Here is a 12,305-nt window from a genome sequence, read left to right on the forward strand (position 1 = left end):
AACCTGTATTTAAATCAATATTAGACTTTTAGTTTATAAAAGTAAACGCATTAAAAAACAGGACCTTTATTACTAAAGATCCTGTTTGAACATTATATATTAAACGATATATCCGTAATTCGTAAAGATTTCCAGAGCTTCTGACGATTGTAAATAATCGTAGAAGGCACGGGCAGCACTGCCGTCTTCAACGCTGTCGGACAAGCCCAGTCCGTAAACAAACGGTTCCAGTATTGAACGCGGCGCACGTGAAACTATACGCAGACCATCATCGTCTGAAATATCTGTTCTGAGGAGGAATCCTGCATCTGTATCACCTTGTGCTATGTCTTTAGCAGCGGTTTCTGCATCTGCTGCTGTCTCGATGCTCTCGGCGTTCAGATTTTTTTCCTCTTCCTGACTAAGGAGTTCTTCAGCATAGGTGCCGGATAAAGAGTGCTCCGGATCGACAATTGTCAGTGAGACATCATCATTATTAAAAATATCGTTGTATCGGTTGATATCTTCATTATCAGTTCCTGTAACAAGTACAAGTTCATTGATGAGCAGATATTTAGTTGCAAGCTGATTTAAAATACCCGCTTCGACGAGCGATTCGTACCCTGCATCATCACTTGAGAAATAAATATCCATATCCCGGTCATTGCCTTCAATTAAATCTTCAGTCAGTTTTTCTGTATGACCATATTGAACATCAACTTTAATACCTTCGTTATTTTCTTCAAAGAGGGCGATTAGTTCATCCATTACATCTTCAAGGCTCTGCTCGGCAGTAATATGTACAACTTCATCCTCTTCAGCGACCGGCTCTTCTTCGACAGATTGATCTGCCTCTTCTGCTGCATCTTCAGCTTCTTCCTCTGTACTTTCTTCAGTTTCCGAGTCATTATCAGAGGATTCGTCATTATTACTACAAGCTGCTAAAATCACGCACAGCGATAGTAAAAGTGCCCATCCGAGGACATTTTTTCTAATCATTGCGATTTCGCTCCTACATAAAAAATTGTATATATTTCATTATAAACACTATGAGCTCAAAACTACACCAATATATAATTATAAAGACGATAAAAGTTGCTTATGTATTATGATTTTCTCCAAAATTAAAATAAAAACCTGAGATACAGTATCTCAGGTTTTTCACACATTTCACACACATTAATAAAACACACGATAACAAAGTCTGGATTGTTATATTTTATTTAGAATGGTAGATCATCATCGCTGATGTCTACTGGACCTTTAGAGTTTGCAAATGGATTTTCCTCTGCGTTATCCTGACGCTGCTGGCTGCGTCCTGTTGACTGATTGCCAGTCGACTGGTTGCCTCCATATGCGTTTTGGTAAGAGTCAGCAGAGTTATAATCATTATTGCCTTGAGATTGATTACCGCTGCCTTTAGGCTCTAAGAACTGAACACTTTCACACACAACTTCAGTTACATATACTCTTTGCCCGTCTTTATTCTCGTAGTTACGAGTTTGAATTCTGCCGTCGATACCAACTAAACTGCCTTTTTTAACATACTGATTAACATTCTCTGCCTGTTTGCGGAAAACGACACAGTTGATAAAGTCAGCGCCTCTCTCACCATTCGCACTGGTAAAAGGACGGTTCACAGCTAAGTTGAAAGTAGCGACAGCAACATTGTTTTGACTGACTCTAAGTTCAGGGTCTCTTGTTAAGCGACCAACTAAAACTACACGGTTTAGCATGTAATCAACTCCACTCAATATTTAACTTATTTTTTATCTTCAGCTTGTTCGTCACGAACAACGATATGACGGATAATGTCATTGTTGATCTTCGCTAAGCGGTCAAACTCATCAGCAGCGGCACTGTCACCGTTATACTTAATGATTTGGTAGTATCCATCTTTGAAATCTTCGATTTCGTAAGCCAGACGGCGTTTACCCCACTCTTTAGATTCGACGATTTCCGCGCCATTGTTAGTAAGAACCTCATCAAAACGTTTAACTAACGTTGCTTTAGCTTCTTCTTCAATATCCGGGCGGATTACATATAAAATTTCATATGATCTCATCTTCTGCACCTCCTTATGGTCTTTGCGGCCGAAAACACACATTTTCAGCAAGGAATAATTTTCATTACTCACAATCAGAAATTATAGCAATAAAATAAGCTTTTTACAATAGTTACGCTGTAATTGTCCTTAAATTTTTGCGGTGTATGTGGTTTTTGCGGGTGTTTTTTGCTGCGGGTTGATATGAGCGGGATTCATATGTATCCGGGGCTCATGGGGTTGGTATGACAGAGATTCATATGTATCCGGAGCTCACAGGGTTGCCATGACACGAACTCATATGTATTCGGGGCTCACAGGGTTGCCATGACACGAACTCATATGTATTCGGGGCTCATGGGGTTGGTATGACAAAGATTCATATGTATCCGGAGCCCACAAAAAAATGCGGAATCCTAAAATAGATTCCGCAGCACTTATTATATTAAACGTTAAATCTGAAGTGAACGACGTCGCCGTCTTTCATAATGTAATCTTTACCTTCAAGGCGGACTTTACCTGCTTCTTTCGCTTTTGCTTCGTTACCCGCTTCTACTAAGTCTTCGTAACCAACGGTCTCAGCACGGATGAAGCCTTTTTGGAAGTCGGTATGAATAATTCCGGCACATTCCGGAGCCGTCATACCTTTTTTAAATGTCCAGGCTCTGACTTCCTGCACTCCTGCAGTGAAGTATGTTGCCAAACCAAGGAGATCGTAAGAAGCTCTGACGAGTTTATCAAGTCCTGATTCCTCGAGGCCGAGTTCTTCTAAGAACATTTCTTTTTCATCGTCATCAAGAACTGCGATTTCTTCTTCCACTTTTGCTGAAATCACAATAACTTCCGAACCTTCTTCTTCAGCATATTTTTTAATTGCTGATAAATGTTCGTTGTCTTCAAGTGATGATAAATCATCTTCAGAAACGTTCGCCACATACAGTGTCGGTTTTTGAGTCAGCAGGTGGAAATGCTTCACTGATTTAATTTCTTCATCGGAAAAATCAAGTGCGCGGACAGGTGTTCCTTCTTCCAGTCCTTCTTTAATTTTCGTCAGAATTTTTGCTTCAGCCATCGCATCTTTATCTTTCTGCTTCGCCATTTTTTCCACCTTCGGCAGACGTTTATCAACACTTTCAAGATCGGCAAAGATCAATTCCATGTTAATGACTTCAATATCATCCAGCGGATTGACTTTACCTGAGACGTGAGTCACATTGTCATCATCGAAAGCGCGGACGACCTGACAAATTGCATCGACTTCGCGAATGTTAGCTAAGAACTTGTTTCCAAGCCCTTCACCTTTTGACGCTCCCTTTACAATTCCGGCAATATCCGTAAATTCAAATGCTGTCGGCACAGTTTTCTTAGGCTCGACAATTTGTGTTAAAACATTCAGACGCTCATCCGGCACTTCAACGATACCGACGTTCGGATCAATTGTTGCGAACGGGTAGTTGGCAGCGAGTGCGCCCGCTTTCGTTATTGCATTAAAGAGTGTTGATTTACCGACGTTCGGCAATCCGACAATTCCTGCAGTTAAAGACATAATAGTTGCTCCTTTAGTTTATAATTACTTTTTTAAGTCGTTTATCAAAATCTCTGCGCGGCATCATAATCGTCCGTTCGCAATTCGTACATCTGATTTTTATGTCCGCACCCATCCGCACAATCTGGAAACTGTTTGTGCCGCAGGGATGCGGTTTTTTCATCTCTACAATATTATTTAAATCGTATTTTTTCTCCATAATCACTTACTCCCCGGCATCATTTTGATCGAAATCGTTAATGTCCATAGTAGGTACAGATACAAATACTCCTTGTGATTCGAGATACTGTTTCAGGCGTCTCCGCATGCGTCTCGTTGCACCGAAATGTTCCATAGGCTGAGTGGTCAGCATAACTCGGATGGTAGCCTCACCCTGCTGAATATCCTGCACGCCTAATATAGCCGGCTGCTCGACGAGCACTTCCTCTTCGCGCCAATGGCTTTCGAAATACTTATTCATCGTCTCTTCGACCTTATCCAGATCCTCCTGAATAGAAAAGTTCATATCGAGATATGAAATAGAATTATAGCGTGAAAAGTTAATGACTTCGTTAATCGTGCCGTTCGGAATCATATACAATTCGCCTTCGTAGCCCTGGATACGGGATGATCGCAGTCCTAATGATAACACTTCACCTTCGGCAACAGTAGTACCGGAAGTATTTACCCTGACGAAATCACCTTTATCGAACTGGTTTTCCAAAATGATAAAGAATCCGGTAATCATATCTTTCACTAAGCTCTGTGCACCAAAACCGATGGCCAGACCAACGACCCCGGCACCGGCAAGGAGTGTAGCAACCGGAATGCTGAACAGTTCCAGCACCCCTACGATAACGAAGAACCAAATAAAAATGGTGGCCCCGTTCTGCAGCACGTTAATTAAGGTCTGATTGCGCTTATCCGAACCTTTCAGGCGGGATTTTGATTTATATTTAAAGAAATTATCAATCAGCCGGTTCATAACTTTAGTTAAAATATATCCGGCAATTATAAAAATTAATGCAAATAAAATATTCTTGCCAATAGTAGCCCATATCTCAGGATCCTTAAAATTCTCAATAATTTCCCGTACAAATCCTATCGGATCTTCAGAATCTGCTGTATTAAGTAAAGTTAAAAAACGCATATATTAAAGCCTCTTTCTTTATTTTTTCTGGAGCATCGCAAGGATTCTCTCAAACTCTTCCTGAGACGTAAACTCCAGCTGAATCATTCCTTTATTTTTTACTTTTTTGATTTCCACATTCGTACCGTAATGTTCTTTCAGCTGATTTTCATAACCTTGTAAAAATTTCAGCTTTTTACCTGTCTTTTTTATTTTTTTCTTTTTATCGAACGTTTTTACATACGCTTCGAGCGACCGTACACTCATATTCTCTTTAATCGCTTCCTCTGCCACCTGTTCCATTAACAGCGGATCTTTCAGCGACAGCAGGGTTCTGCCGTGCGCGCTGCTCAGCTTCTGCTCGTTCATAGCCCTCTTTACCGCAGCCGGCAAATTTAACAGCCGGAGCATATTCGCGATATAAGATCTCGATTTGCCGAGCCGCTGCGACAGTTCATCCTGAGTGAGTTCTGCTTTGGTCATAAGTTCCCTGTAGCTTTCCGCCTCTTCAAGCGCACTTAAGTCTTCCCGCTGCAGGTTTTCTATAATCGCAAGTTCCATCATTTCCTTATCGGACATGCCGGTAATAATCGCAGGAATTTTCTCTAGTCCCGCTTTCATACTGGCCCGGAGCCGCCGCTCTCCTGCAACCAGCGTATAGCCTTTTACCGACTTTCTGACGGTAATCGGCTGCATTACGCCGTGAATTAAAATACTGTTTTTTAAATCTTCCAGCTTATCTTCATCAAAAGTCTGTCTCGGCTGGTATGGATTTTTGCGGATATCCTTAAGGGGCAGTTCTATAATTTCCACCGTAATCTCACCGACTTTATATAGTTAAAATACAGTTCAATTATAACAGCAACCTTACTGTTTGTAAGTCAAAAAAGAACTCACACTGTCAGGTGTGAGCACTATTTGTATATACGTATCGTGACTTCATGCAGCTCATCGGTTTCAGACGTTTCAATATTTACATCGATACCTTTGTCCTGCAGCTTCTTAATGTCACGCTCAAAGTCATTCAGCATGAAAGCAACATCGTCATTAAAGTTAATCTGCTCGATGCGGACCTTCTTCCGGTTCTTCACAGCGAGCTCTGTTTCTTTTACCGTCAAATTATCCTTAACGATATTTTTTAAAACGTCGCATTGGGTATCGTTATCGAGTATAAGCAGTGCCCGCGCGTGTCTTTCGGTGATATCATCTTTTTCGAGCGCCGTTATAACGTCGTTAGAAAGCTTCAAAAGCCGCAATTTATTCGCGATAAAAGACTGGCTTTTCCCGATACTCTCCGCAAGATCTTTCTGTGTAATATCATCCATTGCGAGCAGCTGTTTATAAGCTCTCGCTTCTTCGATGCTCGATAAGTTCTCCCGCTGAATATTTTCAATCAGGGCAATTGCTGCTGATTCCTGGTCTGTTAAATACTTAACGATTGCCTGAGTGTCTTCGTAACCGAGATGTTTCAAGGCTCTGAACCTGCGCTCGCCTGCAATAATTTCATACATGCCCTCTTCGATAGGGCGCAGTGTAATCGGCTGCAGCAGTCCATGCGCTTTGATGGAATGTGCGAGTTCCTCAATGCGCTGATGATTAAATACAGTACGCGGCTGGTACTGGTTCGGGACGATATGTTCTACAGACACAGTCACCAGCGAATCATCATCAGAACGCGTTTCGCTTTTATCTATTAGATTAAATAATTTTGAAAATGGTTTTTTCACACATTCCACCATCCTTTTATTTTAATGGGGATTTGTTAGGCGTACCCGGTTTGCGCGGGTATTTCTTAGGTGTTTTACGCTTTTTGTCGATGATCATAATATAACGGTCGCTTTCTTCCTCAGGCAGCGACAGCTGATGAATCTTTGTCAGTTCTCCGCCGAGCAGGTCCAGCGCAAATTTGCTCTCATCGAGCTCCTCCTGCGCTTTCTTACCTTTCATCACGATAAACTGGCCGCCTGTGCGGACGAGCGGCAGACACAGCTCAGATAAGACATTCAGCTGGGCAACAGCACGTGCCGTTACCACATCAAACATATGTCTCGCCTGGTGCTGGCCGAACGTTTCCGCTCTGTCGTGGACCAGGTGTATTTTATCGAGCCCGAGCACAGCAGTTAATTCATTTAAAAACGTAATGCGCTTATTCAAAGAATCAACGATTGTAATTTTTAAGTCCGGACGGATAATTTTCATCGGAATGCTCGGAAAACCGGCGCCTGCGCCTACATCGCAAAGGCTCGCGCCTTCTTCAATATCCGCGTAGAAGAGCGGTGTAATGGAATCGTAGAAGTGTTTTAAATAGACTTCTTCGAATCCGGTTACAGCAGTTAAGTTAATCTTTTCATTCCATTCTACAAGCATCTTGTAATAGGTCTTGAACTGGCCGATCTGTACCGCGGACAGCTCAATTCCTTTATCTTTTAAAGTGTTTATGAATTCTGTTTCGTTCATGCTTCTACCCTTTTCACATTACCTTGTTCGATATAGACAAGCAGAATGGAAATATCTGCAGGATTAACCCCTGAAATACGGGATGCCTGGGCGATATTCAGCGGCTTAACTTCTTTCAGTTTCATGCGCGCTTCTGTCGCGATTGAGTGCACTGCATCGTAATCGATGTTTTCAGGTATAACCTTTTCTTCCATACGTTTCATTTTATCGACTTGCTGTAATGATTTTTTAATATAACCATCGTATTTAATCTGTACTTCAACCTGTTCGTATTCTTCCTGATTCAACGTAATCTCTTCATTTAAAATTTCCATGATTGACGCGTAATCCATTTCCGGACGTCTTAATAAGTCCGCAGCGAGAATGCCGTCTTTCAGCGCTGTGCCGCCGCGCTCTGAAACGATATTCTGCGTGTGCTCATTCGGTTTAATGCGCACTTTCTGCAGGCGTTCCAGTTCCGCGTCGATGTTTGCTTTTTTCTTATTGAATCGAGCCAGACGCTCTTCGCTGATCAGACCGTTATCATAACCGATTTCAGTCAGGCGGATGTCCGCATTGTCATGACGGAGCAGCAGTCGGTGTTCTGCACGTGATGTTAAGAGGCGGTACGGTTCATTGGTCCCCTTCGTTACCAGATCATCAATCAGTACGCCGATATATGCATCTGTACGGCTTAAAATTAACTCTTCTTTGCCGAGCAGATTATTTGCTGCGTTAATGCCCGCAATCAGACCCTGACCGGCCGCTTCTTCATAACCGCTCGTGCCGTTGATTTGCCCTGCCGTGTAAAGATTTTTAATTTTCTTCGTTTCAAGTGTCGGCCACAGCTGAGTCGGCACTAATGCATCGTACTCAATTGCGTAGCCTGCGCGCATCATGCGTGCATTTTCAAGTCCCGGTATGCTCGTTACCATATCGCGCTGCACACTTTCCGGCATGCTCGTTGATAAGCCCTGCACGTAAACTTCCTTCGTGTTGCGGCCTTCCGGCTCGAGGAAAATCTGGTGGCGCGGTTTATCGTTAAAACGGACAATCTTGTCTTCAATTGAAGGACAGTATCTCGGACCTGTTCCCTGAACCACACCTGAATACATAGCAGACAGGTGCAGGTTTGCTGTAATAATTTCGTGTGTTTCCTGTGATGTGTATGTTAACCAGCAAGGCAGCTGATCCATAATGAATTCTGTCGTATCAAAGCTGAAAGCGCGCGGTACATCGTCCCCCGGCTGAATTTCAGTTTTCGAGTAATCGATAGAATCCGCGTTAACGCGCGGCGGTGTTCCCGTTTTAAAACGGATAATTTCAAAACCGAGCTCTTTCAGCTGATCTGCAAGCGCAAGTGACGGAATCTGATGATTCGGTCCGCTTGAATATTTAAGATCACCTAAAATAATTTCACCGCGCAGAAAAGTCCCTGTTGTAATAATTACTGCATCAGCATCGTATACGGTGCCGACATTCGTTTTCACACCGCGGATAACGTCATCTTCTATAATGAGTTCATCAACCAGCCCCTGCAGTATGTCGAGGTTCGGCTCCTGTTCAAGCACCGATTTCATTTCCTGCTGATAAAGGACTTTATCTGCCTGAGCGCGCAGTGCACGCACTGCAGGTCCTTTACCTGTATTCAGCATTCTCATTTGGATATGAGTTTTGTCTATTACTTTGGCCATCTGGCCGCCGAGTGCATCCACTTCGCGCACGACGATTCCTTTTGCCGGACCTCCGACTGAAGGGTTACATGGCATAAATGCGATGTTATCCAGATTAATCGTCAGCATCAGTGTTTTTAATCCTTTACGGCTTGCTGCAAGCCCCGCTTCAACACCAGCGTGACCTGCGCCGATAACTATCACATCATATTTAATATTGCCGGTCATTATTTAACCTCCTGTATTTACTTCCCTAGACAGAATTGACTAAAGAGTTTATCTATTAATTGTTCCGATACGTCTTCTCCGATAACTTCTCCGAGCAGTTCCCATGTTTTTATAAGATCAATTTGGATAATATCCACGGGTACGTCCAGTTCAGCTGAAGAGATTGCATCTTCAATCGCTGTTTTTGCCTGCTCGAGCAAATTAATATGACGATTATTCGACACGTAAGTCGAATCCGCCGATGAGAGGCTGCCTTCGAAAAACATCTCCTGGATTTCGTTTTCCAAATCGTCGACACCTTCACCATTTATAATGGACGTTTTAATTAACGGTATTTTAAAATGTTCTTCCAGATAATTAATATCCAGTTTATTTTCAAGATCGAGCTTATTTACGATACCGATGACTTTTTTATCATCTGCAGATTCCAGCAGTTCGAGGTCTTCCGGTGTCAGCTCATCGTTGTTGTTCATCACGTATAAAATCAGTTCCGCGTCTTTAAGTGCTTCACGCGAACGTTCCACACCGATTTTTTCAACGATATCATCCGTTTCGCGGATACCTGCGGTATCCACGAGTTTCAGCGGAATGCCGTTGACGTTAACATATTCTTCTAAAATATCGCGCGTCGTGCCCGCAACATCAGTAACGATTGCTTTATTATCCTGAATTAAATAGTTTAATAAAGAACTTTTTCCGACATTCGGCTTACCGACGATAACCGTGCTTAAACCTTCGCGTAAAATACGACCTTCTGTACTCGATTTCAGCAGTTTATCGATATTATCACTAACTTTTTTCGCTTCAGACAGCAGAAATGATGTCGTCGCTTCTTCGACATCATCGTATTCCGGATAATCGATGTTCACTTCGACCTGGGCAAGAATATTTAAAATGCTCTGGCGGAGTTCTTCAATATACGTTTTCAAGCGTCCCTGCACTTGCTGGTTCGCAACTTTAGATGCTTCGTTCGTTTTCGCGCGGATAAAGTCCATGACCGCTTCAGCCTGCGATAAGTCTACCCGGCCGTTTAAAAAGGCGCGCTTCGTAAATTCACCAGGTTCCGCCATTCTCGCACCGTTGTTCAGCGTCAGCTGCAGCACACGGTTCACTGTATGAATACCGCCGTGGCAATTAATTTCCACGATGTCTTCTCTCGTGTAAGTCTTCGGTGCGCGCATTAAAGCCACCATAACTTCTTCGACCGTTTCACCAGTTTTCGGATCGATAATATGTCCGTAATTAATCGTGTGGCTGTCAGTATCGCTTAACTTTTTCGCCCCTTTATACAGACGGTCTGCAATTTCAATCGCATCTTCACCTGATAAACGAACGATGGCAATCGCCCCTTCACCAACCGGTGTGGAGATGCTTGAGATCGTTTCAAATTGCATGTTAAAAACTCCTTTTATTTCTTAGTTATCACGACGTAGCGGTTCGGTTCCCGTCCTTCTGAATACGTATCTATATGTTTTACCCTGCTTAAGACATGATGCATTATTTTACGTTCGAATGAAGGCATCGGTTCCATTTTAACCGGTTCGCCCGTGCGCATTGCTTTTTTCGACATATTAATAGCGAGACTCTCCAGCGTTTCGCGCCGTTTTGCACGGTAATTTTCTACGTCCAGAAGGACTGTGCCGTAACTTTTATATATCGTATTGAAGTAGTTTTGCGCGAGTTCCTGCAGCGCGTTTAAAGTCTGCCCGCGTTTGCCGATAATTTTAGCTGCAAGCTCTGCATGAAATTCAATTGTGACCGTTGTGTTTTTAACACTCACTTCAATGTCGTTTGGAATATTCATTTCACGTACGACGCTGGAAATATAAGCTGCTGTGTCATCCGCCGCACTATTAATCGAGGATTCGTACAGCGTTTCTTCATCCTCGGCACCGTCTTCAGTTTCAGGACGAAACTCAGCTGCCGGAGCTTCCTGGTTTGGAGCTTCCGCTCTTTCAGGCATCTTTTCTGTTATTGCAGGTTCAGGCTTTGCCGGTTCTTCAGCTTCTTCAAGCTGTCTCTGCACCTTCCGAGACCGCTGTTCAAGCATCGCATCGATGGAACCGTATGTTTTTAATTCCGGATTGATGATTGTCAGTTTCACTTCAGCATCGCGTCTGCCAAAACCTAAGAAACCGCCGCTCCCGCCGTCGATTACTTCAATCTTAATATCGTCTTCAGTTACGCCAAGCTCGTCTAATCCTTTTGCGACTGCATCATCTACTGTTTTTTCAGTATAAATTCTGTACATAATACTACCCCCGTATTATTTAATACATTTCGCGATTTTTAAGACATGCAATAATGATTTTTCCATCTCGTGATAGTTCATATCTTTGACGGGATTTCGGGCGATAACTACATATTCACGCGGTTTCAGCTCTGTTTTGTGAAGCTGATAAAATGCTCGGATGCGCCTTTTTATCTGGTTTCTTTTTACCGCGTTGCCGAGACGTTTGGACACACTGATGCCGAGTCTCAAATGCGGAATTTCATCGTTGTCCTTTAAGTAAACGACAAACTGCCTGTTAGCATATGATTTTCCTCTTTTAAAAATCAGTTTAAAATCTTTTTCTTTCTTAATTCTATATCGCTTTTTCATCATTATTACGCTCTTTCATATCTATGATTAATTATTATACTAAAAAGCACTCATTTTATAAAACATCCGGTATTGGCGCAAAAAAAAAGATCATCCTCGTCAGATGATCTAATGGTTATGCAGAAAGAACTTTTCTTCCTTTTCTTCTACGGCGTGCAAGAACTTTGCGGCCGTTTTTAGTACTCATTCTCTCACGGAAACCGTGTACTTTTGCACGTTTACGTTTATTTGGTTGATAGGTACGTTTTACCATTAATGACACCTCCGTTTAAATATATATCTCTGTCTTTTATCTTCTCTTAGAATTGCAACTATTAAAGAATACCAAAAATGTGCTGTCTTTTCAACTTTTTATTTGATATTCCTTCTATGAGATTACGGGAAAACCATAATAAAATGTGGATAACTTTTTTGCAGGATAAAGTTATCAACAGTTTAAAAAGGGTTTCTCCCACAAATCCACAGGCTGTATGTAATATTTTGTGGAAAACTGTTGATTATGTGCATAACTCTTAAAACTATTGATATACATAAGCAAATCAGTTATAATTTTACCCATATCGCTGTGGATAAGTAAGTTCTTCTGGATAGTTATCCACAGAATGTGCATAAGCTGTGCATAACTTTTCTACACCTGTGTATATGAGTTATCCACAGCCTGTTATTTGTGAATAAGAAAGGATTATTTT

The 12,305-nt window shown here is 42.2% G+C and carries 14 protein-coding genes; all 14 read right to left on the reverse strand.

Translation table 11 applies throughout. The features are described from left to right. Positions 1 to 99: 99 nt before the first annotated feature. Positions 100 to 978: a molybdate ABC transporter substrate-binding protein gene (modA, locus tag MHH58_RS12325; RefSeq protein WP_341346065.1), complete on the reverse strand. Its 879-nt coding sequence runs from the start codon at positions 976 to 978 to the stop codon at positions 100 to 102. Positions 979 to 1,202: 224 nt separating this feature from the next. Beyond that, the gene (gene ssb / locus MHH58_RS12330) at positions 1,203 to 1,715 is read right to left on the reverse strand and encodes a single-stranded DNA-binding protein (RefSeq protein WP_341346066.1); all 513 of its coding nucleotides are present in this window, start codon (positions 1,713 to 1,715) and stop codon (positions 1,203 to 1,205) included. A 26-nt stretch (positions 1,716 to 1,741) separates the two neighbouring features. Further along, on the reverse strand, positions 1,742 to 2,044 hold the full coding sequence (rpsF, locus tag MHH58_RS12335; RefSeq protein ID WP_115885578.1) for a 30S ribosomal protein S6: 303 nt from the start codon (positions 2,042 to 2,044) through the stop codon (positions 1,742 to 1,744). Positions 2,045 to 2,468: 424 nt separating this feature from the next. Continuing rightward, complete coding sequence (gene ychF / locus MHH58_RS12340) at positions 2,469 to 3,569, reverse strand: redox-regulated ATPase YchF (RefSeq protein ID WP_341346067.1); 1,101 nt, start codon at positions 3,567 to 3,569, stop codon at positions 2,469 to 2,471. 13 nt (positions 3,570 to 3,582) lie between these two features. Beyond that, the gene (locus MHH58_RS12345; protein WP_115885576.1) at positions 3,583 to 3,768 is read right to left on the reverse strand and encodes a DUF951 domain-containing protein; all 186 of its coding nucleotides are present in this window, start codon (positions 3,766 to 3,768) and stop codon (positions 3,583 to 3,585) included. Positions 3,769 to 3,774: 6 nt separating this feature from the next. Next, on the reverse strand, positions 3,775 to 4,698 hold the full coding sequence (locus MHH58_RS12350) for a mechanosensitive ion channel family protein (RefSeq protein ID WP_341346068.1): 924 nt from the start codon (positions 4,696 to 4,698) through the stop codon (positions 3,775 to 3,777). An 18-nt stretch (positions 4,699 to 4,716) separates the two neighbouring features. After that, on the reverse strand, positions 4,717 to 5,490 hold the full coding sequence (locus MHH58_RS12355) for a ParB/RepB/Spo0J family partition protein (protein WP_341346069.1): 774 nt from the start codon (positions 5,488 to 5,490) through the stop codon (positions 4,717 to 4,719). A 101-nt stretch (positions 5,491 to 5,591) separates the two neighbouring features. Continuing rightward, on the reverse strand, positions 5,592 to 6,404 hold the full coding sequence (locus MHH58_RS12360; RefSeq protein WP_115885573.1) for a ParB/RepB/Spo0J family partition protein: 813 nt from the start codon (positions 6,402 to 6,404) through the stop codon (positions 5,592 to 5,594). Positions 6,405 to 6,420: 16 nt separating this feature from the next. Beyond that, on the reverse strand, positions 6,421 to 7,134 hold the full coding sequence (gene rsmG, locus MHH58_RS12365; protein ID WP_341346070.1) for a 16S rRNA (guanine(527)-N(7))-methyltransferase RsmG: 714 nt from the start codon (positions 7,132 to 7,134) through the stop codon (positions 6,421 to 6,423). After that, positions 7,131 to 9,014, reverse strand: coding sequence for a tRNA uridine-5-carboxymethylaminomethyl(34) synthesis enzyme MnmG (mnmG, locus tag MHH58_RS12370; RefSeq protein ID WP_341346071.1), 1,884 nt, complete (start codon positions 9,012 to 9,014; stop codon positions 7,131 to 7,133). The genes rsmG and mnmG overlap by 4 nt, the downstream gene beginning before the upstream one ends. Before the next feature lie 17 nt (positions 9,015 to 9,031). Beyond that, on the reverse strand, positions 9,032 to 10,408 hold the full coding sequence (gene mnmE, locus MHH58_RS12375; RefSeq protein WP_341346072.1) for a tRNA uridine-5-carboxymethylaminomethyl(34) synthesis GTPase MnmE: 1,377 nt from the start codon (positions 10,406 to 10,408) through the stop codon (positions 9,032 to 9,034). A 14-nt stretch (positions 10,409 to 10,422) separates the two neighbouring features. Further along, positions 10,423 to 11,265, reverse strand: a complete 843-nt coding sequence (gene jag, locus MHH58_RS12380; RefSeq protein WP_135097318.1) for an RNA-binding cell elongation regulator Jag/EloR — start codon at positions 11,263 to 11,265, stop codon at positions 10,423 to 10,425. Positions 11,266 to 11,280: 15 nt separating this feature from the next. Beyond that, positions 11,281 to 11,616, reverse strand: coding sequence for a ribonuclease P protein component (rnpA, locus tag MHH58_RS12385; protein ID WP_167753384.1), 336 nt, complete (start codon positions 11,614 to 11,616; stop codon positions 11,281 to 11,283). A gap of 115 nt (positions 11,617 to 11,731) precedes the next feature. Next, on the reverse strand, positions 11,732 to 11,869 hold the full coding sequence (rpmH, locus tag MHH58_RS12390) for a 50S ribosomal protein L34 (protein ID WP_026859410.1): 138 nt from the start codon (positions 11,867 to 11,869) through the stop codon (positions 11,732 to 11,734). Positions 11,870 to 12,305: the final 436 nt, after the last annotated feature.

The organism is Jeotgalicoccus sp. FSL K6-3177 (assembly GCF_038050175.1).
In the GTDB taxonomy this organism is placed as follows: Bacteria; Bacillota; Bacilli; order Staphylococcales; family Salinicoccaceae; genus Jeotgalicoccus; species Jeotgalicoccus nanhaiensis.

Excerpts from the sequence above, each read along its gene's own strand:
- mnmE (WP_341346072.1), bottom strand. The coding sequence starts at position 10,408 with ATGCAATTTGAAACGATCTCAAGCATCTCCACACCGGTTGGTGAAGGG.
- modA (WP_341346065.1), bottom strand. The coding sequence starts at position 978 with ATGATTAGAAAAAATGTCCTCGGATGGGCACTTTTACTATCGCTGTGC.
- rnpA (WP_167753384.1), bottom strand. The coding sequence starts at position 11,616 with ATGAAAAAGCGATATAGAATTAAGAAAGAAAAAGATTTTAAACTGATT.
- rpmH (WP_026859410.1), bottom strand. The coding sequence starts at position 11,869 with ATGGTAAAACGTACCTATCAACCAAATAAACGTAAACGTGCAAAAGTA.
- rsmG (WP_341346070.1), bottom strand. The coding sequence starts at position 7,134 with ATGAACGAAACAGAATTCATAAACACTTTAAAAGATAAAGGAATTGAG.
- rpsF (WP_115885578.1), bottom strand. The coding sequence starts at position 2,044 with ATGAGATCATATGAAATTTTATATGTAATCCGCCCGGATATTGAAGAA.
- MHH58_RS12345 (WP_115885576.1), bottom strand. The coding sequence starts at position 3,768 with ATGGAGAAAAAATACGATTTAAATAATATTGTAGAGATGAAAAAACCG.
- ychF (WP_341346067.1), bottom strand. The coding sequence starts at position 3,569 with ATGTCTTTAACTGCAGGAATTGTCGGATTGCCGAACGTCGGTAAATCA.
- mnmG (WP_341346071.1), bottom strand. The coding sequence starts at position 9,014 with ATGACCGGCAATATTAAATATGATGTGATAGTTATCGGCGCAGGTCAC.
- MHH58_RS12350 (WP_341346068.1), bottom strand. The coding sequence starts at position 4,698 with ATGCGTTTTTTAACTTTACTTAATACAGCAGATTCTGAAGATCCGATA.
- ssb (WP_341346066.1), bottom strand. The coding sequence starts at position 1,715 with ATGCTAAACCGTGTAGTTTTAGTTGGTCGCTTAACAAGAGACCCTGAA.
- jag (WP_135097318.1), bottom strand. The coding sequence starts at position 11,265 with ATGTACAGAATTTATACTGAAAAAACAGTAGATGATGCAGTCGCAAAA.